20 protein-coding genes are annotated in these 23,133 nt (G+C 67.7%); 4 read left to right on the top strand and 16 right to left on the bottom strand.

Annotated features, from left to right (window positions below; translation table 11 throughout):
- From VNE62_00940 to VNE62_00995, 12 genes are all read right to left on the bottom strand, one after another.
- The coding region (locus VNE62_00940) for a hypothetical protein (GenBank protein ID HVE90855.1) at positions 1-321 on the bottom strand (321 nt) is incomplete at its 3' end.
- Complete coding sequence (locus VNE62_00945) at positions 318-1,739, bottom strand: hypothetical protein (protein ID HVE90856.1); 1,422 nt, start codon at positions 1,737-1,739, stop codon at positions 318-320. The genes VNE62_00945 and VNE62_00940, both read right to left, overlap by 4 nt.
- Complete coding sequence (locus VNE62_00950; GenBank protein ID HVE90857.1) at positions 1,733-2,260, bottom strand: hypothetical protein; 528 nt, start codon at positions 2,258-2,260, stop codon at positions 1,733-1,735. The genes VNE62_00945 and VNE62_00950 overlap by 7 nt, the downstream gene beginning before the upstream one ends.
- Positions 2,261-2,283: 23 nt before the next feature.
- On the bottom strand, positions 2,284-4,098 hold the full coding sequence (locus VNE62_00955) for a hypothetical protein (GenBank protein HVE90858.1): 1,815 nt from the start codon (positions 4,096-4,098) through the stop codon (positions 2,284-2,286).
- 53 nt (positions 4,099-4,151) lie between these two features.
- Positions 4,152-6,632, bottom strand: coding sequence for a glycosyltransferase (locus VNE62_00960; GenBank protein HVE90859.1), 2,481 nt, complete (start codon positions 6,630-6,632; stop codon positions 4,152-4,154).
- 92 nt (positions 6,633-6,724) lie between these two features.
- Positions 6,725-7,918 (bottom strand): ABC transporter ATP-binding protein, encoded by a 1,194-nt coding sequence (locus tag VNE62_00965; protein HVE90860.1) that lies wholly within the window; start codon positions 7,916-7,918, stop codon positions 6,725-6,727.
- Entirely contained in the window at positions 7,919-8,833 is a 915-nt protein-coding gene (locus VNE62_00970) for an ABC transporter permease (protein ID HVE90861.1), read from the bottom strand.
- Positions 8,830-9,975 carry a glycosyltransferase family 2 protein gene (locus tag VNE62_00975; GenBank protein HVE90862.1) on the bottom strand — a complete coding sequence of 382 codons (1,146 nt, stop codon included), beginning with the start codon at positions 9,973-9,975 and terminating at the stop codon, positions 8,830-8,832. The genes VNE62_00970 and VNE62_00975 overlap by 4 nt, the downstream gene beginning before the upstream one ends.
- Positions 9,972-10,631, bottom strand: coding sequence for a TrkA family potassium uptake protein (locus VNE62_00980; protein HVE90863.1), 660 nt, complete (start codon positions 10,629-10,631; stop codon positions 9,972-9,974). Before VNE62_00980 ends, VNE62_00975 begins: the two co-directional genes overlap by 4 nt.
- Positions 10,631-11,035, bottom strand: coding sequence for a TrkA family potassium uptake protein (locus tag VNE62_00985; GenBank protein ID HVE90864.1), 405 nt, complete (start codon positions 11,033-11,035; stop codon positions 10,631-10,633). The genes VNE62_00980 and VNE62_00985 overlap by 1 nt, the downstream gene beginning before the upstream one ends.
- Complete coding sequence (locus VNE62_00990; protein ID HVE90865.1) at positions 11,035-11,607, bottom strand: universal stress protein; 573 nt, start codon at positions 11,605-11,607, stop codon at positions 11,035-11,037. Before VNE62_00990 ends, VNE62_00985 begins: the two co-directional genes overlap by 1 nt.
- A 34-nt stretch (positions 11,608-11,641) precedes the next feature.
- On the bottom strand, positions 11,642-14,200 hold the full coding sequence (locus VNE62_00995) for a sodium-translocating pyrophosphatase (protein HVE90866.1): 2,559 nt from the start codon (positions 14,198-14,200) through the stop codon (positions 11,642-11,644).
- Between the two features lie 155 nt (positions 14,201-14,355).
- Between VNE62_00995 and VNE62_01000 the strand changes: the two genes are divergently transcribed.
- From VNE62_01000 to VNE62_01010, 3 genes are read left to right on the top strand one after another with little or no spacing between them, the layout of a single operon-like run.
- A complete protein-coding gene (locus tag VNE62_01000; protein ID HVE90867.1) occupies positions 14,356-15,006 on the top strand; it encodes a hypothetical protein in 651 nt (216 codons plus the stop codon).
- Positions 15,003-15,902: an LCP family protein gene (locus VNE62_01005; protein HVE90868.1), complete on the top strand. Its 900-nt coding sequence runs from the start codon at positions 15,003-15,005 to the stop codon at positions 15,900-15,902. Before VNE62_01000 ends, VNE62_01005 begins: the two co-directional genes overlap by 4 nt.
- 7 nt (positions 15,903-15,909) lie before the next feature.
- A complete protein-coding gene (locus VNE62_01010; GenBank protein ID HVE90869.1) occupies positions 15,910-18,198 on the top strand; it encodes a DEAD/DEAH box helicase in 2,289 nt (762 codons plus the stop codon).
- A gap of 19 nt (positions 18,199-18,217) precedes the next feature.
- On the opposite strand, the gene VNE62_01015 is transcribed toward VNE62_01010, so the two are convergent.
- Together VNE62_01015 and VNE62_01020 are read right to left on the bottom strand one after the other, a co-directional pair.
- Positions 18,218-19,033, bottom strand: coding sequence for a hypothetical protein (locus VNE62_01015; protein ID HVE90870.1), 816 nt, complete (start codon positions 19,031-19,033; stop codon positions 18,218-18,220).
- Between the two features lie 19 nt (positions 19,034-19,052).
- A complete protein-coding gene (locus tag VNE62_01020; GenBank protein HVE90871.1) occupies positions 19,053-20,198 on the bottom strand; it encodes a hypothetical protein in 1,146 nt (381 codons plus the stop codon).
- A gap of 149 nt (positions 20,199-20,347) precedes the next feature.
- On the opposite strand from VNE62_01020, the gene VNE62_01025 reads away from it, so the two are divergent.
- Positions 20,348-21,484 carry an acyl-CoA dehydrogenase family protein gene (locus VNE62_01025; protein HVE90872.1) on the top strand — a complete coding sequence of 379 codons (1,137 nt, stop codon included), beginning with the start codon at positions 20,348-20,350 and terminating at the stop codon, positions 21,482-21,484.
- A gap of 1 nt (position 21,485) precedes the next feature.
- Here the strand turns inward: VNE62_01025 and VNE62_01030 are convergent, their stop codons facing one another.
- Positions 21,486-22,730 carry a DUF5667 domain-containing protein gene (locus VNE62_01030; protein ID HVE90873.1) on the bottom strand — a complete coding sequence of 415 codons (1,245 nt, stop codon included), beginning with the start codon at positions 22,728-22,730 and terminating at the stop codon, positions 21,486-21,488.
- A gap of 90 nt (positions 22,731-22,820) precedes the next feature.
- Positions 22,821-23,133, bottom strand: a 313-nt coding sequence (locus tag VNE62_01035) for a hypothetical protein (GenBank protein HVE90874.1), incomplete at its 5' end; no start/stop codon positions are given.

The raw sequence follows: 23,133 nt of genomic DNA on the forward strand, positions 1-23,133 counted from the left end.
GTTGTTGTCCCACAGCTGCCAGTCGGGCTGCCGGAGCTCCCGGAAGTACGCCGCTGGTCCGGCGAGCATCTCGGCCTGATCGGTGTGGATCGGCGAAGCCGCGTGAGGCGGGCGCCCGATGGCATCGCGGTAAGGCGCGCCGAGCTCGAGCATGTCCACGGCGCCCAAAGTCCTCTGCCCGGAGAGACTCGGGGCCAGCCACACGCCCACCGTGAGGGCGAACACAATCGTGGGGAACCAGCGGAAACGACGCCGGCTCTCACCCATTGCCGGCTCGTCCGTGGGGCCCGAAAGCGGAGCCTCCACCCGCGCTCCGGTCATGCCGCAAACTCGCGGCGGCGCCGCAGGTGGAGGGCCGTGATGGCTGCTGCCCCTGCCACCCCGGTGATGGCCCAGCCTGCGGCCCACGACCTGACGAAGCCGTAGCTGACCGATCCCACATGGTTCGGTGGGAACGTCTGCGAGAACCTGGTGGCACGTGGGTTCACGACGGGGCAGTAGATGCGGATCATCGGATGCCCCTCCCCGTCGATGAACTCCGCATGCGGACTCGGCTCCCGCACCGACGCGCCGACGCGCAGGTTGCGCGGCAGACGCAGCTCGAACGCCTGTGCCGTGGGGCCAGGCAGCCGGTACACCGCCTCGTGGCCCCGGCTGAAGTCGAGACTTGCCGAGGCGCCGGAAGACATGGCGATTGCAGACGGCGGCTGCTGCTCGACCCATATCGTCACGGCTTCCGCCTTGCAGGGCGGGGCAAGGGCAATGGCGCGTGGGGCGACGAACCCGTCATTGACGGGTTGCTCGGCAAGCGGCGCGAGGCCGCGAAAGAGCAGATCCGTGGCGTACCAGCCGTCCATGGCTCCTGTTATGACTCCCTGCTCCCGCACGAGCGCCAACGCGACCAACCACACGATCGCCAACGTTGCCCACTTCGGCCCCAGTGCAATCGCCGCTGAGACGGCAATGAGCACTGCCAAGGCGGGGAGCGCAGCGTACAGGTAGCGCCCCACGATCGTCCCGGCATTGTTGAACACGAGGTACACGATGCCCATGAGCCCGGCGAAGATGCACGGCAGCGTCGCAGCGAGCCAAATAACCCGCATCAGATCACTTCGCGGTTCAGCTCCGCTCATCACCGCGCGCTCAACGATCCCCGCCTCTGCCTTCTCCGCCCGACCCGGCTCCCGGTGGGGGGAGCTGAGCGTCCCGGATTCGTAGTCGCTGCTCGCGCGCCTGCGCCGCGTAAGCAGGACGAAGCAGGCGCCGGCCAGTGCCGCTACGACCGCGAGGTTCAGAAGCGAGCCCAGCGGAGCCGTAGGGCGAGATCCAACCGGCCACTCCCAGAAGCTCTGCCACCCCGTCGTGAAGTGCGTCCAGAGACCGGCGACGCCCGGCTTTCCACGGGCCTGAGCTCCCCCCGTGATCTCGTTCACGGCTCGACCGGCACTCAGGGCGCCGTACGTGGACAGATTGAACGCGACCCACGGCAGCAGGACCGCCACCGCCGCCATGGGCGCGACTGCGGCTCGAGCCACCGCGCCCCAGCGGCGCGGCGCTGCGGCAAGGCAGGCTCCCGCCAAAACCATGCCTACGACCAGGGCCAAGCCGATCGTCGTCGTCTTCGTGAGCACCGCTAGGCCCAAGCAGACACCCGCAACGGCCGATCGCGGGTAGCTGAGGCCACTGCGCCAGATCCAGGCGCAGGCGGCCAGAGTGGCGGCCCCCAGTGTCATCACCAATCCATCATGGTGACCGCCGCGGGAGCAGACGTGAATGCCGGCACCGCCAAAAGGACCGCCGCTGAAGCGGGCCAGGCCCACTCGTGACGAGGGAACAGCAGTCTGGCGATCAGATAGACCAGGGGGATGGTGAGCAGCGCCAGCAGCAGGGAGGCAAATCGCACCGCGTAGACGGCTGCCAGCGGCCCGAGCGGCCGAAAGGCCCGGTAGGGGAGCACCAGGGCCGCGTAGTACACAGGACCCTGGATTCCCTCGTACTGCTCCCTGAACGCCCCCCAGCGAGGATCCCGCGGGTCACTCTCGAGCGGAAGCGTCCGATGACCGCTCGTCCCCGAAGAACGGGCAATCAGAAGCACATCCTCGGACACGCGATCTTGGCCCACCCGCGGGACGCCCTCGCCTTTCGCGAGTGATTCCACATAGGCGAAGTGCTGCGCTTCGTCCAGACGGCTCCACACGTCGATCGTCATGACCCAAAACGTTCCCCTTGTCGCGGCAACCAGGAACACTCCGGCCAGCACCAGAGCGTGGATCCTCCTGGATCTCAGGGTGCTGCCTCCGAAAGGACACGCCGCATCCGCCTGGTCCAGAGGCCCAGACCAGCGGAGACCAGTACCAGGCCCGACCAGACCCACCCCCACGTCCTGACCAAGGTGTACGTGAGTACATCCGGATGCTGGGGGCCGTACTGCTGCGCGAATCGCACCGATGCCGGGTCCTGCACCGCGCAGTACAGCCGGAGGGCGGGATCGCCGTGTCGGTGGGCGAACCGCACTCGTGGGTCCCTGTCCGACCAGGTCGTCCCGATCGCCACATCCGGCGGGACGTCAATGAAGAATGAGCCGGACGGTTTGTGATCGGTTCTGAAGATGGCGACGTTCCACTCTTGGGAAATCCGTCTGGAGGTCACACCATCAACGAGGAGGGACCGGGGCGACTTGTCCCCGAACCACAGGCCCACCGCCCGGACGGGACATGCGGAGCGGGCGGCGATGGACTGGACGGGCTCGTAGGAGTCGATCCAGGCCTGCTCGACGACGGGGGCCAGGTTCGGCCGGACGAGACCTCCCGTGTAGAACAGGTCGGCGTAAGTGCGGCTCACGGCGGCGTCGCGCGCTGTCGCCACCAGCAGCACAACCGTAGCGCCCGCCATCCACCAACGAGGGCCGAGCATGATGTGCAGCCCCGCCGCAATGAGGACACAAAGCGCCGGAAACGCGCCGTACAGGTGCCTGCCGGCGACCGTGCCCTCGCCCCCGAACACGATGTAGATGATCCCCAGCATGGCCGCGAAACAGGCGGGAACACTCGCGGCCAACCAAAACAGGGCGCGGCATTCGGTCCAATCGCGTCCAGCGACCGTCCTGATCAATGCGCCCACCAGCACGACCACCACTATCCACTCGAGAGCCTTTCCGAACAGCAGGCCCGACGCACGCGTCCCCTGGATCTCCCAGAATCCACCGCCGGCGTTGGCGAAGTGAAGCGCGATTCCATCCAGGTTCAGGGGAATCTTCGGCTGCAGTCCTTCGTTGATCTTGTTCAAGGCCGCACCACCGCTCAAGGCGCCGTAGGTGCTGAGGTTCCACGCGAGCCACGGAGCAACGGCTGAAACCGCCGCCGCACCGAATGAAGCAGCGGCCGCAAAAGTCCGTCGTGCGGGCCAGCGGCGCGCCATCCACAAAAACGAAAACACGGAGATCAGCAACAGTCCCAGCAGAGTCGTTTTGGTCACGACGGCCAGACCCAGCAAAAACCCGGCGATCGCCGCGATTCGGAGGCCGGGCCCCCGGCGGAGTAGCCACGCCAGCGAGAGAAGGCATGCGGCCGCAAGCGGAACCGCCAGCGCGTCATTGCTGATCGCTGCGAGGTTTGCGTTGTAGCCGTTTATGAAGACCATCACCGCCGGGGCGAGAAGCCACACCGCCCTTCTGCGGGGGAACAGCTCTCTCGCCAGCAGGTAGACGAGTGGAATCGCGGTCAGGGAGATCAGAAGCGATGCGAGCCTGAGCCCGTAAACAGATGCCACGGGACCGAAGGGCCGCGACACCAGGTAGGGGACGCCGAGGAGGACGTAATAGGTCGGCCCCTGAACCGCTTCGTACTGCTCCCTGAACAGCCCCCACCTGGGGTCATCCGGGCTCTCCGAGACCGGATACGACCTGTACCCCGGAGTGGGCGAGTTCCGCGCGATCCTGAGGACGTCCACTGACACCCGATCTCTTCCGACCACCGGAATCCCGTCGCCCGTGGCGATGGACTCGGCATAGGCGTAGTGGTGAGCCTCATCAACGCGCCCCCAGACCTCGATCAGGCCAACCCAGAAAAGGCCCCGGAGCAGACCGATGGCGCACAGCACGCCGATAAGGAGCAGATGCCCGCGCCCAGGCCGGGGCGGGGGCGGGTCCGAGGTCACGCCGTGGGGGCTCGGACGCCCCTCATGTAGTTGCGCACGTGAAGCCTGACCAGCTTCCAGCCGCCGCGTTTCCTGTAGTGAACGACCCTCTTCGCCAGGTGAAGGGGCGATCGGCGTCTGGCCGCCTCGCGACGTTGTCCCGGGAGCGCATAGCCGGCCAGCTTGTCAGGTGCACGCACCGGCTCTGAGCAAAACCTGTCCAGTGGATCCAGCACCCGGGCCCAGGTCAGTTCGGGTCGAAGCTCCGCAATCCTCCGCTTGCACTCCTCGACCAGCAATGGCTCCTCGAGCATCCTGCGCAGCGCCTCTGCAAAGCCATCCACGTCTCCTGGCGCGACCGTCAACCCCAGCCCGCGCCTCTCGACCAACTCGCTCAGGGCGTCTCCGGTCGTCGCGATCACCGGCAGACCCGCCCAGAAGTAGTCCAGGACTCGGGTGCGATACGAAAACGTGGTCTCGACGTGCAGATGGTGGCAGGAAACGCCGATGTCCGACTCGAGCAGGTAGTTGGCACGGTCGGCGTACTCGACCCAGTCCTCGTTGAAGAAGACGTGACTGCCGTCGAGCCCCAGATCCGAGCTCAGGCGGCGCGCCTCGACCGCCATACGCATCTCCGGAACATCCGGGTTCGGGTGCGCCAGACCCATGAAGAACAGCTTCAGCTCCGGGTGCCGCTCACGCAGTTTGTCGACCGCGCGGATCACCGTCAGGGGATCGAACCAGTTGTAGATGCCTCCTCCCCACAGGATCACGCGGTCCTCGGGACCGATACCCGGCACTACGCCCTTGAGCACTCCCCGCGTCTGCTCCGGCGACTTCTGCGGGATGCCGAACGGAACCACCTCGACGAGCTCACGAAGGGTCGGGTCTGTGTCGTACGTGTGCGGGTTGACCCTGCCCAGAGCGGCCAGCTGACCCAGCCAGAAGTCCCGCTGCTTGTCGCTGGCGCAAATGAAGTAGTCACACTGGCGCAGCTGCTCGTTTATCACCCCCAGATCGGAACCCGCTATGGCCATCCTCCGCTCGGGCTCGGCCTCACGCAGCATTTCGAGGCTTTCGAGGTGGAACGGGTCATAGATGTCCGCCACGAGGATCTTCCCGCTGGATGCCACGTCCGGATACAGGTACAGGATGAAGCCCTGGAAGATCACGATGTCGGACCAGTCCAGGTGACGAGCGAGGTTGCTCTTGCTGACCAGGTGCAGCTCGAACCCGTCCGGCTTGAGGTCCGGCTTGCGGTGCACGAGCATCCGGACCTCGTGCTTCTGAGCCAGGTGCCGCGCCATCTCCCAGGCCCTGATCGCGGGACCGGCCATCTTGGCTGAGATGGTGTCGGCCGTGATGATGAGCACGTTGGTCTTTGCCCTGAACAGGTCCTTTATGCCGAACACGTCCGTCACGTAACCGAACAGCTGCAAAAACCACTTGTTCGAGTCGTTGGGTAGCAAAGCCTGTCGGAACAGCGGCGCGATCTCACGGTCCGAACGCTTCCTGCGGTCCTGGACGAAGGCCCGTCTCTCCAAGACCCCCGGAAGACGACGTCCTACCTCTGAGACCGCCAGCAGGTGTGCCATGGCCAGAGCAGGCACCGGCTCGTCTTCTCCGGTCCACGCCTCAGGCTTCCGAGCCAGGTCGTACTTGTCCCTGTCGGCGCCGAAGAAACTGAAGCCGCGTTCCACGGTCAGCCACAGCGAGGCCGCCACCACCTTGTCGAGATGGTCGCCCTCGTAGTTTTTGAGGATCGTGTACAGAGCGTTGCGCTCGAGCAGAAACCGTTCCCGTTCGTAGCCAAAGCGCTTGGCGGTTCCGTGGTGCCGGTGATAGACCAGCGACGAGGGTTCATACAGCACGCGGTATCCCATCAACCAGAGCCGCCATCCGAGATCAACGTCTTCGAAGAATGCGAAGTACTCGTCATCAAAGCCGCCGACGTCCAGAAACAGCTGACGGCGCATGAACATCGCGCAACCCGACGGAAACAGCGTCTCGCCGGGCCGGTCGTACTGGCCCTCGTCGGGCTGATCGCCCCCTACGTTGAAGCCATGCCCGTAAAACGCCAGGCCCCCGCCCGCATAATCGATCTTCGAGCCGTCGGAGCTCACGATCTTTGATGCGACAGCTCCGACGTCGATCGCTGAGCGCAGGGTCTCGACCCCGCGGGCAATCCAGGTCGGGTGCGCGCGAGCATCGTTGTTGATCAAGGCGATCACGTCGCCGGTGGCCGCCTCGACCCCGGCGTTGTTGCCTCCCGCAAACCCTCTGTTGCGCGGGAGGGCCTCAACCTTGACCTCCGGCCACCGGTCTCTCAGATGCTGGACCGAGCCGTCCGACGAACCGTTGTCGACGACCAGGATCTCCAGGGGGCCGGAATACACCTGCTTGAGAAGAGACTCCACGCAATCGTCAAGGAGTTCCTTGCCGTCGTAGTTGACGACGATCACGGAGACGCTGAGAGATGAGCTGCTCGACTCAGGCAAGCGCGTTCCTCCACGAGTTCGGGGGGCTGCCGGCCACGTTACACGACCACTCGCGGGGCTCGACCGGCCCCGCAGCACCGCGCCCAGCCCGGTCAGTCACGACTCAGGGTGGCCGTGCAAGGAAAGTAGAAGGGACCCCCGCTGGCAGTGGAGATGGTGTTCACCACCCGAAACGCGTAGGCCTTCTCGAGCCAGTGGTACTGAGTTGTTTCGTCCGGTGAGTGAAGCGAAAGAGTGATCCGATAGGCACCCTCGAGCAGCGGCAGGGCGCTGAACTTGAAGCTGGCCGTCGCAGAGCCTTGCAGCGTCCCCACCGACGTTTCGTGCAAACCGGTGTTGGTGCCGAAAAGATGTCTGCCTGCGGTGTCGTAGAAAGCCATGCCGACCCGGGGGTCCTCGACCGGCTTCTGAGCGTTGATCCTCACGCGCAGCTCCATCGGTTCACCAGGGTGGAAGATCTGCTGGGGTGCGCCGTCCGGGGCGTGCAGCGAGATCTCCTCGAACCGGACGTCCCCGGTCCCATGTTCGGCATAGGGCGCATCAGACAGCGGAGCATCGCCGTGCAGCTCTCGGCGAAACTGCAGGATCACCTCGTTGGGCTTTCCGTCGGCGGAGACCCTGCCCTGGTTGAGCAGGATCCCGCGGCTGCAGATCTGCCGCAGCATGTCCACCGCGTGCGTGACGAACACGATCGTCCGGCCCTCGCGCTGAAATCCACGGATCTTCTCCAGACACCTCTCCTGGAACCGCTCGTCGCCCACCGCGAGGACCTCGTCGATGAGGATGATCTCGGGATCGACGTGGACGGCGACCGAGAACCCGAGCCGGACGTACATTCCGCTGGAGTAGTGCTTGACCTGCATGTCGATGAACTGCTCCAGTTCCGAGAACCCCACGATCTCGTCGAAGTACCGGTCGGTCTCCTTTCGTGACAGCCCCAGGATTGAGGCGTTCATGTACACGTTCTCCCGCCCTGTCAGGTCTGGATGAAAGCCGGCCCCCAGCTCCAGGAGACTGGCCAGACGGCCGCTCGTCTCGATGATTCCGCTAGTCGGACGCAGGATCCCGGCTATGAGCTTCAGCAGCGTGGACTTGCCCGACCCGTTCGGGCCGATGAGCCCCACCGTCTCACCCCTGGGGATCTCCAGAGAGACGTCGCGGAGCGCCCAAAACTCCTCGTAGGAACGGCGCCGGAACGCGATGACCCGCTCCTTCAGCGAAGTCGCACGTTCGTGGTACAGGCGGAAGCGCTTGCTGACATCGCGGACGCCAATCGCCAGTGCCAACTAGATCTCCTCCGCGAAGCCCTCTTCGAGCCGGCTGAATGCAAACCACGCGAAAACCAGGAGGACCAGCCCGGCAGCGGCCGTGTAAGCGAGCCTGGACAGGTACCAGCTGAGAGGCGCGTCCACCAGGATTCTCTGGACCGTCCCATCGGGGCGTTGCGCCGACACCTTTCCGTATACGCCTCTCTGGAAAGCCATCACCACCGACGTCATCGGGTTCGCCAGGTAGAGCTTGAGCGCAAGCCTTCCCTGCGCGCTCTGCGAAAGGCGGTCGTAGACCAGAGAGACGGGGTAGACGATCGGGGTGAGCCAGAACCAGGCGAGCAGCAGCAGTTCGAGAAGGTGCTGGAGGTCGCGGAAGTAGACGTTGCAGGCCGACCACAGCAGGCAGAGCCCGGTCAGGACCAGGACCTCCACCACCAGAGCCAGCGGGACCAGAGCCAGGGCCTTGAGGTCCACCGGGTACCGGAGGACCAAGACGGTCACCGCCAGGACGACGAACTGCAGCAGGAAGTGGATGAGTGCCGCGCCCAGCGCGGACAGCGGCAGAATCTCGCGGGGAAAGTAGACCTTGGTCACGAGGTTGGCGTTCGAAACGATCGAGCCTGAAGCGCCCGACATAGCCGCCGCGAAAAGGTTCCACGCCAGCAGCCCGGACAGCAGGTAGATCGGGAACTGGGGTATGCCCGTCCGCAGGAAGACCGTGAACACCACCGAGAACACGACCAGGTACAGCGCCGGGTTCAGCATCGACCAGAAGAAGCCCAAAATCGAGTTCTTGTACCGAACCTTGAGCTCTTTGCGGACGCAGTTACGGAGCAGGTCCCGGTACCTGAACAGGTCCTTGAGCCTCTGCAGGGGATGCGAGCGGCGGGTGATCTCGCGAAGCACCGGCTCGGGCGGCGCCGGCCTCATGGAGCAGCCCGGGACTGAAGGCGGTTCCAGTACTGGCCGGCCGCGGGCGCCGATTCGCGCAAAAGCGAATCGACGTCTCCGTCGGCGCCCACAGCCAGCAACCGCTCGAACTCGGCCGCCGTCGCGGCGTGATCGGGGTGGCGACTCAGTGCATCGAGCAGACACCTGCCGTCCAGCACCGGACCCGACCGCGAGTCGAACCAGATCTTCTCGCCGGCCGACAGAGCCAGCACCTCGTTGTCACAGACTTTGCGCGCGCGTTGGATGAGCCTCCGGGCCGCGAGCGCCGCGGGAGCCCCCGACCAGAACTGCCTGAGGACCCGCCTGCTTCCCCGACCATGAGGGCCTTGAAGAAGGACGTTGCGGGCATGTGCGACCAGCCGCCGCGTAACCACCCCCGCCGCGCGGGACGACTCGAAGCCCTTGACGACAGTCCACAACAGGTTCCTCTCGGCGTTCACAAAGGCGTAGTCGTCCGGTTGCCTCCCGGCTGTCGCGGAGTGCTCGTGAAAGACCAGCGCGTCCGGAGCCGTCTGGAACCGATAGCCGGCGAGATTGGCCCTCAGGCACCAGTCCACGTCCTCGTAATACGAACCGAATGTGACGTCCAAGGGTCCGACGTGATCCTCGAACAGATCCCGCCGCAACAGGGCCGCCGCGAAGTGACACCCGAAGACGCGCCGCGGCCGGTCGTACTGGCCGATATCGGGCTGGCCGATGCCGCGGCTGTCGGCTCGGCCGTCGGCGAACAGAACAGACCCCACGGAGTTGATCAGGTCCGGCCAGGAGGCGAACTTGATCTTCGGGGCGATACCCGCCACGAGAGGGTCCAGGTGCATGGCGTCGGCCATCACCTCCACGGCGCCCGGCGCGAGCCATGCGTCGTCGTTGAGAAGCAGGACAAGCTCGCGGTTGGCGCGGCCGATCCCACGCATCGCTGTCCCGCTGAACCCGGCCCCCCCACCCGTCCACACACAACGGTCTCCGGCTCCGGGTACTTGCGTTCCTTCGGGGGCGTCGATGGCAACGATGACCTCGACGTCCGGGGGGATCGATGCCAGGCATCTTCCCAGCATCAGTGGTTCGCGTCCGAGCGTGGGGACGACCGCGGTTACGGCCTCTCCCGGCGATCGGCCGGTCATCTGCCGCAGAGCGACTCCCTCAGCGGCCCCTCCCCCCCGACGGGAGTGAGCGCCAGAACCACGTCGCCCGGACGCACCTGATCCGCACGGTCGACATGGGACCAGCGGCCGTTTCTCTGCAGCGCCATCAGCAGCGACTCCGACGGCATCGGGATGTCCGACACCGAGCAGCCCACGCAAGGCGCCCCGTCGGGGATGAAGACCTCTACGATCTCCAGGCTCGAGCGCCTGAGACTGGCCAGCCGGAACAGATCTCCCGGCTCGACCTCCTGGTGGATGGTCGCCATCAGCAGGTGCGTCGACGAGACGGGGTGCTCGACTCCCGCTCGGCGGAACAGGTCGAAGTTCTTGGGGTCGTTGACCCGCGCCACGACGTTCGCGACCTTGAACAGCTTCGCCGACACCTCGCTGACGACGAGGTTGACCTGATCCTCACCGGTAGCCGCCACCAGAGCGTCGGCCCGCTCGGCACCTGCGTCGCGAAGCGTACGGACCTCGGTGCCGTCGCCGTAGAGGGCCGCTTCCGGGAACCGCTGGAGCAGCACCGCGTGCCGAGACCGGTCCTGCTCGAGCAGGACGACCTCCTGGCCTTCGTCGAGCAGCGCCGCGGCCAGGCTCTCGCCCACCTTGCCGCCGCCGACGATGATGGCGAACATCAGCTTTCGCTTTCCAGGGCGTCGCGGACGCGGCTTACCAGGGTCACGGTGGGGCACACGGTCCTTATCCCCTGGCCGGCGTAGAACTCCGCCAGTTCGATGTCGTAAACGCGTGCCACCACGTTTCGTACCCCGAACTTCGACCTGCCCAGTTCGGCGGCCATGATGTTGAGGTTGTCGTCCTCGCTGACGGCGGCCAGCGCGTCGGCCCCCCTGGTTCCGGCCCTTTCCAGAACGTCCTCATCGACTCCGCTGCCTACGACCAGGGAGCCCGCGAAGTCCGAGGGCAGCCGGCGGAACGCGTCGACGTTGCCAGCCACCACAGCCACCTCATGACCGTCGTCCACGAGGTTGAGGGCGAGGCGAGAGCCGACCTTTCCGCAGCCGATGACGACGTAGCGCATCAATCAAGCCTACGTCGTTTGACCCGCGACCCCGTCCTCTCGAGGATCACGTCACACGGGGCGTTGCGAAACACGTACTCGCTGGTCCGCCCCCACTCGCCGTAGCGCTTGTTCGTGCCGCCCATCACGATGAGGTCGGCCCCCTCGCGCTCGGCGACATCCACTATGGCCTTGCCGGCGAACCGGCTCTTTGTCACCCGGCCGCGGATCCGCACGCCGTAGCTCCGGCCGATGAGGCCGGCCTCCGCGACGGCCTCGCCGGCCTTTCGCGTCTCCTCGGGAAGGTCCGCGGTGGGGGGAAGCGACATAGGGACCTCCACCACATAGAGCACCTCCACCTCCGCATCGTCCGGCCTGGCCAGCTTGCAGGCCAGCGAGACCATGCGGTCCGACGTGAGCGTCCCGACGGTGGGCACGAGGATCTTCCGGAAGATCATCTCCTCGGTGGCCTCGGCGGCGCGCTCGGCTATGTGCGCGTCGACCTCCCGCCCCGAGCGCCGGCCCGGCCGGACCACGACGACCGCCACCAGAAGGAGCGCAAGCACCCCCCCGATCAGCAAGCCTTCGGGCAAAGCCGTTCCTCAACCCCCCGGTGGGGGCCCGGGGTCAGCTGTCGTCGGAGCCCACCGCGTCCTCGGGCGAGGGTGTCAGCCCCTGGCCGCCCCGTCCGTCCGCCGGACCCTGCCCCGGAGGCGGCACGCTCGCCGGACCCGACGGAGCCCCCTGGACGGGAGTCACGGGGGCCGGGGGAGGCTGCACCGCGGGCGTGTGCTGCGCCGGGGCTGCGGGGGCCGGGGGTGGCTGGACCACAGGGGCGTGTTGCGCGGGTGCCGGAACCGGGACGGAGGCTGCCGGTGACCCCTGCTGCAGCGTCCCGGCAGCAGTCGCGGCGCCCGTAGGTGCGGGCTGAGGAGGCTGCGTCGCCCCCTCGGGGGCCCCCGTCGGGCGGGCGCCGGGAGCCGGCGGTTCCACCTCCAGGATCCCCGACTTGCGGGCCTTGGAGACCGCGACCGCGACCACGATCCCGACCACGGCCACACCGGCCACCAACGCGCGGACCGCCGGGTCGTCGTTGAAGTGGACCACCTGCCCGGCAATGAGCAGGGCGACCAGGTTCATGACCTTGATCAGAGGGTTCAGGGCCGGACCCGCCGTGTCCTTGAACGGATCTCCGACGGTGTCGCCGATGACGCTCGCCTTGTGGGCGTCCGACCCCTTGCCTCCGTAGTGGCCCTCCTCGATCAGCTTCTTGGCGTTGTCCCAGGCGCCGCCGGCATTGGAGAGCTGAACCGCCAGCAGCTGCCCGGTGAGGATCACGCCGGCCAGAAAGGCGCCCAGGGGAGCGGCGCCCAGGGCGAAACCGACCGCGATCGGAGTGAGGACGGCGAGCAGGCCCGGTGTAGCCAGCTCGCGCAGCGAGTCGCCGGTCACGATGTCCACGACGCGGGCATAGTCCGGCTTCTCCGTACGGTTCATGATCCCGGGGTGCTCCCGGAACTGCCTTCTGACCTCGTGGACCACGCGGGCCGCGGCGCGCTCGACGGCTCGGATCGTCAGAGCCGAGAACATGAACGGGACGGCTCCCCCGATCAGCAGGCCGACCAGCACGAGGGGCTCGTCAATAGGGATCGAGAACACCCGGCCCGTCACGTCCCGGACCGTGTCACGGAACGACCCGAACAGCGAGGTCGCGGCGATGACCGCGGTCGCGATGGCCATTCCCTTGGTGATCGCCTTGGTTGTGTTCCCAACGGCGTCCAGGTTCGCCATGATCTCGTCGGCCCGGCCCCCGAGCCCTCCGGACATCTCCGCGATGCCGTGGGCGTTGTCGGAGATGGGGCCGTAGGTGTCCATGGACACGATGACGCCGACCGTCGTGAGCATTCCCATGCCGGTCAGAGCGATGGAGTACAGGGCGAAGTTCACGTCTCCGCCGCCGAGGAAGAACGCGGCCGCGATCGCCGCGGCGATGACCAGGATCGAGTAGACCGTCGACTCGAGGCCGACCGAAAACCCGGACAGGATCGTGGTCGCCGGTCCGGTCTGCGTTGACGCCGCGATCTCCTGGACGGGCTTGCGCTTCGTCGAGGTGTAGTGCTCGGTCAGGACCTGGATCGCAGCGGACAGCAGGAGGCCGAAGATCACGGCCCAGCCGACGCGCAGGTCTCCCACATACAGGTGCGCGACGACCATCACCGCAACGGCGGAGATGGCACCGGATACGAAGAAGCCCCGGTTGATGGACTTCATCCCGTACTCGTCCTCGCTGCGCGGGCGCACCATCTGAATCCCGATCATCGACGTGATGACGCCGATCGCGCGCACGAACAGCGGGAACATCACACCGATCGCCGCCTGGCGCGGGTTGTTGCCGCCGCCGAAAGCGAAGAAGCCCAGGATCAACGACGCGACGAGAGTCACCTCGTAGGACTCGAACAGGTCCGCGGCCATTCCGGCGCAGTCGCCGACGTTGTCGCCCACGTTGTCCGCGATGACTGCGGCGTTGCGCGGGTCGTCCTCGGGGATGTTCTGCTCGACCTTCCCGACCAGGTCGGCGCCGACGTCGGCCGCCTTGGTGAAGATCCCCCCACCGACCCGCATGAACATCGCCAGCAGGGCCCCGCCGAAGCCGAACCCGACGAGGACCTGCGGTGCTCCGCCCTGGTAGCCGAGGAAGATCGCGGTCGCGCCCAGGAGGCCGAGCCCGACCGTGAACATTCCCGCCACGCCGCCTGCGCGGAACGCGATCGTCATGGCCTCCCGGTAGCTGCGCCGGGCGGCGGACGCGACCCGCACGTTCGCCCTCACCGCCAGGGACATCCCCACGTACCCGGTGAGGGCCGAGAAGCCGGCGCCGGCGACGAACGCAATCGACCTGGCTATCTTGATGCCCAGGTCCGGTGCGGGCAGGGCCAGCAGGATCAGAGTGAGCAGGGCCACGAACACCCTCAGCGTCTTGAACTGCCGGGCCAGGTAGGCCCGGGCCCCCTCGCGGATCGCCAGCGAGATCTCCTGCATCGTCTCCGTTCCCTCGTCCTTGGCCAGAACCTGGCGGACGAGGTACCAGGCGAACGCCAGAGCGAGCAGCGAGATCACGAGGATGATCCACAGTGAGGTAATGTCGAACCGGCTCAGTTCTATGTCGAGTGTTTTCGCCTCAGACATCCTTCGGATTCCTCCTCGGTGAACGGGGTTGGGAGCAGGTATGAACAACGCCCGCTCCTAGGGCCGTCGGGATTCTACACGACGCACAACGGAGGCCAGCGACGACCCAGCTCCGCGCGCTCAGCGAAAGCCGGCGAGCCTACGCGATAGCTTCCGTGGTCGGTCTCGTGACCGTGGCGGCCCTTCTCGGCCTCCGACCGGAGGACGGCCCGCAACGGCCCCGGCCGACCCCTCAGCCGGCCATCCCCGCGACCGCCCGCGAGCCGCTGGGAGTGCTGGAGGGAACCACCGACGCGGTCAGGGACATCCAGACCAGCGAGCTCTCGGCGCTGCTGACCGACCTCTACCAGCGTGCGTTCCTTCCACCCCTTCCCCCGCCGGCTGCGACGGCGGCCAAGCGGACCGGTCCGCCTCCGACGCCGGTACCTCGTCCGGATCCGGCGGAGCTGGTGACGCAGGAGGCCCAGCCGGCATTCGCCTCCGGCCGCACCGCCTTCGCCTCCGGCGACGCTACGGTCCGGGACGGCAGGGTCTCGTTTGCCGGGATGGTCCTGACCGAGCAGGACCGTGGCGTGACGGCTCTCCTGGAGGTCGAATTCACCGGGACGGGCAGCGTGCCGGTCGCAGGGACCGCGGTCCGGCCCCTGCGTTTGAGGCAGGCGGGCCAGCTGTACTGCATCCGGACCGACCAGGGCTGGCGGCTGGGCGGCTTTGACGTCCAGCTCACCGCGGAGCGGGAAGTACCTCCGCCGTCGGCAAAGGCTCCGGCGCCCCGAGCGGTCGCCCTAGCCAGGTGGATGCCTTGAGCAGCAGGATCGCGCACGGACGCCTCGCTACCGTGGCCCTCGTCTCGGCGGGGCTCCTGGGAGCACCGTCGGCGACGCCGTCGCCTTCTCCGGCTCCCGTCTTCGAGCTGCACAGGACCGCCGCGGCGGCGCACTCGGACCCCTTCCAGGTCAACCCCCTGTTCGTCCTCGTGGTGGGAAGCGACGTCCGCGAGGGGGACCCGGAGAGGGGCCGGGCGGACAGTCTGCACCTGATCTCGCTGAACACGTCCGCTATGCGGGGCACCATCCTCGGCATCCCCAGGGACGTCCAGGTGGACATCCCCGGCCAGGGGCCCGGCAGGATCAACAGCGCGCTGCAGCACGGCGGGATCAACAGGCTCGTCGAGGCCGTCTCGAAGATGGCGGGGGTGCCTATCCACTACTGGGCCCTCACGGAGTTCACGCGCTTCCGCAAGCTTGTGGACGACCTGGGGGGCCTCGAGGTCACGGTCCCCTACCCGATAACCGAGCCGCTGTCCGGAGCGAACTTCCCCGCCGCGGGGCCGCGGCGCATGGGCGGAGTCGACGCGCTGGCTTTCGCACGGGTGCGATACGGCATCCCCGGGGGGGACTTCGGCCGGACCCTCAACCAGGGGACCATGCTCCAGGCGGCACTCGCGTCGTTCCAGTCCGGGACGCGCGACCCCAAGAGCCTGCTGCGCTGGCTCAAGGCCTTCCGGGCACACGTGCACACGGACGTACCGGTCAAGGACCTGGTGAAACTGGCGAAACTGGGGCTCGGCATCCACTCCGGGGCGATGGCCAACGCGGCGCTGCCGGCGGTCCCCGGGTCGGCCGGGGGTGCCAGCGTGGCGTTCCTTGCGCCCGAGGCCGGACCCATGCTCCAGAACTTCCGCGACGACGGGATGCTGTAGACCGCCCGTGGAGGCCGGGACGTTCGTCGAGGAACTGATGTCCCGCGAGGATTACGAAGGCCAGGTCGCGGTCCGGCGCACCCTCCCCCCGCGCGAGGCCGTGTTCGGGACCCTGTCGGCGCAGCTGCACCCCCAGGTGGCCTCCGCTCTCGACGCAGCGGGGATCCTGCGCCTGTACTCGCACCAGGCCCAGGCCATCGACCGTTTGCTTCGCGGCCGGCACACCATTGTGGCCACCGGCACCGCGTCCGGTAAGACGCTGTGCTACCACGTCCCCGCGTTCGAAGCCGCCCTATCGGGCGGAACTGTGCTCTACCTGTGCCCGACCAAGGCCCTGGCGCAGGACCAGTTGCGCCAGGTGGCCCGGTTCGGTTTGCCGCAGGTCGTGGCCGACATCTACGACGGGGACACGCCGAGCCACGTGCGGGGCGCCATCCGCCGTGAAGCGAACCTCGTGCTGACCAATCCGGACATGCTCCACGTCGGGATTCTTCCGAACCACGCGCGCTGGATGCGGTTTCTGCGCTCCCTGCGCCTGGTCGTGATCGACGAGGCGCACGTGCTTCGCGGGATTTTCGGCTCCCACGTCGCCCTGGTGCTCAGGAGGCTCCGGCGCCTGGCGCGCCACATGGGGGCCGAGCCGGTGTTCGCGCTCGCGTCGGCCACCATAGGCAACCCAGGACAGCACGCCTCGGCGCTCACGGGCCTGGAGGTCGGCGAGGTCACCGGCGACGGGGCGCCCGCCGGGGAAAGACACTTCATTTTCTGGAACCCCCCGCTGGACGAATCCAAGGACGGACGGCGGAGGTCGTCCAACTTCGAAGCGGCCGTGCTGCTGTCCGAGCTTGTGGCGCACGGGGCGAAGTCACTGGCGTTCTCCAAGAGCCGGATCGCGGCGGAGCTTGTGGCCCGCTACGCCTCGGACAGGCTGCCGGACCACGTGTCGCCGGCAATCGCGGCCTACCGGGCCGGGTACCTGTCGTCCGAAAGGCGCGACATCGAACAGGGGCTTCAGGAAGGACGCTACGTCGGCGTGTCGGCCACCAACGCCCTCGAGCTGGGTGTGGACATCGGCCACCTCGACGGGGTCGTGCTCAACGGGTTCCCCGGAACGGTCGCCTCGGCCCGCCAGCAGGCCGGACGCGCCGGACGTGCCGGCCAAACCTCCGTCGCGTTCGTGGTCCCACAGGACGAACCCCTGGACCAGTTCTACGTCCAGCACTCCGACCAGTTCTTCTCCAAGCCTCACGAAGCGGCCCTCGTGAACCCGGACAACCCCCACGTCCTGCGCCCTCATCTGGGCTGCGCCGCCTATGAACGGCCGCTGGACCCACACGACGTGGACCTGTTCGGCCCGGCGTGCGACGAAGTCGGGGCGTCGATGGTGGAGTCGGGGGAGCTGCGGGAACGCCGGGACAGGTTGTTCTGGTCGGCCGGACGTCCTCCCGCCCCCGACGTGGACATCCGCGCCGCCGGTGGACGTCCGTACCGGATCGTGGAGTCGACGACAGGCCGGCTCGTCGGGTCCGTCGACTCGGCCAGGGCCTTCACCGACACCCACCCCGGCGCCGTCTACCTTCACCAGGGGGAGACCTACCGGGTGACGCAGCTCGTGCCGGAGGACCGCGTGGCTCTAGTGTCACCGGCCCCCCGCAACGAGTACACCCAGGCGCGCGTGGACCACGACCTGGAGGTCCTTTCTGTGGACCGCTCGTCCACCCTCGGCGACGCCGGCCTGTACACAGGCAGCGTCCGCGTCACTGACCGCGTGACCGGCTACCAGCGCAAGCGGCTTCCGGACGGGGAGGTCATCGAGATCGCCGATCTGGAGCTTCCCCCGCAGACGCTGGTCACGAGGTCGGTCTGGTACACGATCCCGGAGAGCCGGCTGCTCGACTGCCTGGAACCGATCCGCCCGGACCTGGAGGTGGCGCTCAGCTCGCTGCATGCGGCCGAACACGCATGCATCGGACTCCTGCCGGTGTTCGCGATGTGCGACAGATGGGACATCGGAGGGCTGTCCACGTACCTGCACGCCGACACGGGACTGCCCACGATTTTCCTGTACGACGGGTACCCCGGCGGCGCCGGCATCACCGACCACGCGTTCGCCGTCGCAGCAGAGCATGTCGGGGCGACCCGCGACCACGTCAGCCACTGCCCCTGCGCGACGGGCTGTCCGTCCTGCGTCCAGTCGCCGAAGTGCGGCAACTGGAACCAGTACCTGAACAAGCCCGGAGCAGTGCTGGTCCTCTCGCTTCTCGCAACCGGCGTCACGGCGGACACGGCCCCCTGAGGAGGATGGCCGGCCTGAGTCAGCCCGAGCCGGCGGCGGTGGACTGAAGGACGTCGAGTCCCACGGCACCCTTCATCTCGTAGGTCACGCCGTCGTCCCACCAGATCAGCTCCGCCGGCCAGGGCCAGGTGTGGGGGCCGAGCGTACGTCCGCATTCCCTGCCGGCAGCGGGCAGCCCGTCCACGGACACACGCCTGAAGGGCGGGGACGCGGCGGCGACCAGCTCGTCGAGCTCAGGCGCCCGTGACGACGGAGTCGCCCTGAGGCTGAGCCCGCCGTACTCGTACAGGAGCATTTCGTTGACCGGGTCCGGAACACGGCCGCAGGCGAGCATGACCAGGACGCCGCCCCCCGGCATCCGCACGGCCGGGCCGGGCTCCCAACCGGGGCCCAGAGGCAGCTTCATCCCCAGGCGGACGCGCGCCTCGTCCAGGGTGATTAGGTCCCGGTCGCGGAAGTCGGCCCGGGGAGGGGAAGCGACGGGTTTGCGGACCGCCTCCGGCCACCAGTAGTGGCCGACCATCGATTGCGCGGCGTCCACGTACAGCCACACCTCGTTGGACACCACCGCCACCTCGCCGGCGAGGTCATCGGGGAACGGGATCCCACCCGGGTACACCAGGCCCCCGGACTGCAGAAAGCGCCCTCCGAGCTGCAGCCGCCATACGCCCCCGTCGTCATCGGGGTCAAAGCCCGTGTGCCGCCGGACGTCCTGCGCATCCGCGGGACCCCATCCCAGCAGCCACCGCGGACCGCGCGGCACGAGGCCGCCGCTTCCCCTCCATGACAACGCCAGAAGCTCCGCGGCGCGCTCGTTCACCGTGCCCTGCGGCACCCGGTCACCGCGAGACCCGCTACAGGAAGACCCGGCTGCGGGTCAGCACGGCCCACGCCGAAACCATGAACACGCCGATCGCCGCGGGCAAGGCGGTCTTGCGCCGGCGCGCCTCGGGGGTCGGCGGCGGAGCGGCCTGCTCGGGCTCGACCAGGACATCGGTCTCCTGGGGGCCGGGGAACTCCTTGTTGTCGAATGGCAGGATGGTCGAGAAAGGCGCGTCCGGCACGGGCGGCTTCTTGTTGCGCACGACGACAGGCTGTCCCCGTTTGGGCTCCGGGGTCGCGGAGGCGAGGGGGACGGGGGTGGGCGTGAGCGACGGCGCAGGCGTCGGCTCCACCACGGTTCCCGCCTTGGCGGAACGTTCGGATAGCACGGAACTGATGCCTGATTCCGGGGTCACAACGCTTCGCCGGGTCACCTGCACCTTGTACCAGTAGGACCCCGGTTTCACCTCATCGAGGTGGCTGTTGCGCTTTGTGTCCAGGATCGGCTCGTAGTCGGAAGACCTGGGCGGGTCATCCGGACCCTCGCCCTTGGCTCTGTACAGGGTGAAGGATTCGAAGTCCGGTTCGGGAGCGGGCTTCCACTCGACCGTCACCCCCTTGGTGGTGGCCGTGACGACGGTGGGTCGCGCCGGGACCTCCGGGAAGTTGTCCACGAGAATGCCCTTGCGGTTGCGTGTCGCCCTTGTCGAGTCGGGCGAGTGGTTCTCGGCCCGCACCTCGAACGTGTACTTGCCGTTGAAGGGCGTCGCGGCGTCGGTGTCCCAGGTGACCGTGTACGTGCCGGAGGAAGGCGCGCTGCTGAAATCGGGAAAGTCGAACACCTTGGCCAGGCCCGAGGTCGGGGGCGGCTCGACGTCCTCGCGGATCAGATGGACCTCCACTCGCCGAAGCCTGGCGACGGTGCCACCCGAGTCGACCGAAAACCTGACGTTGTGCGTTCCCCGCAGCACCTGTCCCGTTCGGGGCGTGCATTCGGGCACGGGAGCCGGCGGGGGATCGGGCTGAGGCGTCGGCGTTGGGTCGGGGCCGGGTGTGGGGGGCTCAGGGCAGTCAGCTCCGAAGGTGATTGCCGGTACGGCCACGGCGGCAGGAGCAGGCAGCACCACCACCGCCGAGACCACGGCAAGCGACGCCGAAGCCCCCAGCAGGCGTTTCACCAACGATCCGCCACTCATTGCCAGCCCTTCGCGATTTGGACAGCCACAATTACAAACGCCCGAAACCCCCGCCGGGGCACTCCCTGGGCCCCCGTTCCGCGTCCACCTGCCTGACTCCGGCCGCGGCGACGTCCCTACAATGACCGCTCATGGACTTTATGTTCACTCCCGAACAGGAGGCATTCCGCGACTTCGTGCGGGACTTCTCCCGCCGCGAGCTTCGCCCCCACTCCTCCGAATGGGACAAAGCAGGCTCTCTGCCCAGGGACGTCTACCAGGCCATGGCCGAGGTCGGACTGGTTGGAATCCGGCTGGACCCCGGCTCCGGCGGACAGGGGGCCGACTGCGTCACCACCGGCATCGCGTGCGAGGAGGTGTCCGCGGCGGACTTCTCGGCGGGCTACCTGGTCTTGATGCCCACGCTGGTCGGCGAGTGCATCCAGTTGGGGGCAACCGACCAGCAGCGGGCCCAGTGGCTCGAGCCTATTGCCTCCGGCAGGTCGATTCCCGCCCTCGCACTGACCGAGCCGGAGGCGGGATCGGACGCGCGAAGGCTGGCGATGCGAGCGGACCGTCACGACGACACGTACGTCCTCACCGGGGAGAAGACCTCGGTGTCGCTGGGCGAGACCGCCGACGTGTGCGTCCTCTTCGCGCGTGCTCCGGCCGGCATCACCGCACTGATGGTGGACCTGTCCACGCCCGGGATTGCCCGCCAGGTGTTCTCCGACCTCGGGACCAGGGCGATCGGCAGGGCTGCGCTCGCGTTCGACGGGGTGGAGGTACCCGTGGCGAACCGGCTGGGGGAGGAGGGGCAGGGGTTCGCACTCGTGATGAAGGCATTCGACTACTCGCGCGCCCTCATCGCGCTCATGTGCCTCGGAGCGGCCCGCGAGTCGCTCGCCGAAGCCATCGCATACACCAAGCAGCGGCAAGCCTTCGGGAGGCCCGTGATCCTCAACCAGGGTGTTTCTTTCCCGCTCGTGGAGCACTCGACCTATGTCGAGGCGGCCAGGCTTCTTGCATACAAGGCTCTGTGGCTCAACGATGCCGGTTTGCCGCACACGATCGAGGCGAACATGTCCAAATGGTGGGCTCCCAGGGCTTCGGTTGAGGCGATCCACCAAGCCCTCCTTTTCCACGGGCACATGGGCTACTCAGACGAGGTGGCTGTGGCGCAGAGACTCCGGGACGTTATCGGCCTCGAGATCGGCGATGGCACGGCAGAGATTGCCAAAGCGGTCGTCGCCAGAGAGATGTTCGGCCGCGAGTTCCGCCCCTACTGAGCTAGCAGCCGGCGAACAGCCGCTGGAGCAGGGAGCAACTCGCCTGCGAGCTATCGGCCTCCTGGTCCTGCTCCTGGCTCTGTGGGCTGCTGCTCGGCTGAGGCTGCTGCGTCGGCTCCGGCTCGGGGGTCTCGCGCTCCGGCGTCGGCGTCGGCTGAGGTTCAGGGGTGGGCGCCTCCGTCGGGGCGGTAGTGGCCGCAGGGGTCGGTTCCGCGGTTGCATCAGGGCAAGGAGTGGGAGCCGGCGTAGGCGTCGGCACAGGTGTCGGTGTCGGGCGGGGCGTCGGCGACGGTGACCCCTTGGGAGCAGGTGTCGGTGAGGGGCTCGGGGTCGCGACCGGTGTCGGCGTCGGCTCAGGTGTGGGGCAGGGAGTGGCGGTCGGCGCAGGGGCCTCAGTGATGCGCATCCGAGCCTCCTCGGCCTTGACGGCTATGCCCTGCAGAGTCTGGACCGTGTCGCTGATCGGCTTGCCCGAAAGGGCCGGAATCGAAAGGGTCTGCGCAACGCGTGCGACTGTCTCCTGCCCTTCCCGGGCGACCTCAACGAGCCGCTCGAGGATCAGGGGGTCCTTGGCCAGGATCAGGACGCTGGCCGCCAGGCTGATCTCCCGCTGGGCTTCCTCGAGAAGGCGCTTGATAAGACGGGAGGTTCTCGCATCGGGGCGGTTCGCTGCGGCAGCGAGCTGTCCTGAGTGGGCCGATGCGGCAAGCGCTCTGTCGCGGGACCGGTCGAGAAGGCCCTCCGCCTCCTCCAGGCGAGTCTCCGCGAGGTTCAGCCGGTACAAGGCCTCACCCGTGCCCCCCCGGACTCCGACCTGCAGTGCCTCCCCCGCCCTCTTGACCGGGTAGAGCCCGTCGCCCGGCAGGCTGCCGGAACTCCCGGCAACCAGACCTACCACGAGAACGATGCAGGCCGCGGCGGCCACCAATGAGCCGCTCCAGCGACGAGCGGGGGTACGGCTGAGGCGCGCCGAATCCAGCGACACGACGCCGGCGGCAGATTCGCGGAGCCGGCGCTCCAGCGACGCCTCGAACTCCGGGGCGACCGGGACGGCGCTCGCCTGTTGAAGACCCATGGCCAGCGCCAACAGACCGCGAGTCTCAGGGTCCAGATCGCGAGCCGCCTGAAGGTGGGCCTGTTCGGCCTGAGTTCCCTGCTCGCGGGCGTGCTCGACCGACTCTAGCGCCCTCTGAAGGGCGTCCGCGCTGCTGCCGCGGCCAATCAGTCGTCGCACTCGATCAGGCATTTCACCAGCCTCCTTGACCTTTCCAACGAGGCAGGGGCCCCCGGGGGAACTGGCCCATAATGACTAGTTCCTCCTTCGCTGGGGCTTGCATCAAACGGGGAACGTCGATGTGGGACTGGGGCTCGGCGACGACGGTGTCGGAGCGCTTGGAGTGGGTGCGGGCGCGGGTGTCGGCCCGGGTGTCGCCGTCGGGCTGAGAGTGGGGGTCGGACGTACCGAGTCGCCGTCGGCTACGCCGTCGCCCCCTACGTCCCGGAACAGGGCGAACGCCTGTTCGTCGAGAAGGACCACGCTCTGCCCGTCCATCATGCGCGAAGTACCCCGCGACACCACATTGGTGAGGTCACCGGGCGCCAGGACCCTTGCCAGACCGGCGAACCTGGTGGAGTCCTCCAGGGACATG

Source organism: Actinomycetota bacterium (genome assembly GCA_035536535.1).
Lineage (GTDB): Bacteria > Actinomycetota > JAICYB01 > JAICYB01 > JAICYB01 > DATLNZ01.

Bases quoted from the DNA above. Each gene is read 5' to 3' on its own strand.
- VNE62_00980 (HVE90863.1), bottom strand. From the start codon at position 10,631: ATGTTCGCCATCATCGTCGGCGGCGGCAAGGTGGGCGAGAGCCTGGCC.
- VNE62_01025 (HVE90872.1), top strand. From the start codon at position 20,348: ATGGACTTTATGTTCACTCCCGAACAGGAGGCATTCCGCGACTTCGTG.
- VNE62_00975 (HVE90862.1), bottom strand. From the start codon at position 9,975: ATGACCGGCCGATCGCCGGGAGAGGCCGTAACCGCGGTCGTCCCCACG.
- VNE62_01030 (HVE90873.1), bottom strand. From the start codon at position 22,730: ATGCCTGATCGAGTGCGACGACTGATTGGCCGCGGCAGCAGCGCGGAC.
- VNE62_00985 (HVE90864.1), bottom strand. From the start codon at position 11,035: ATGCGCTACGTCGTCATCGGCTGCGGAAAGGTCGGCTCTCGCCTCGCC.
- VNE62_00970 (HVE90861.1), bottom strand. From the start codon at position 8,833: ATGAGGCCGGCGCCGCCCGAGCCGGTGCTTCGCGAGATCACCCGCCGC.
- VNE62_00995 (HVE90866.1), bottom strand. From the start codon at position 14,200: ATGTCTGAGGCGAAAACACTCGACATAGAACTGAGCCGGTTCGACATT.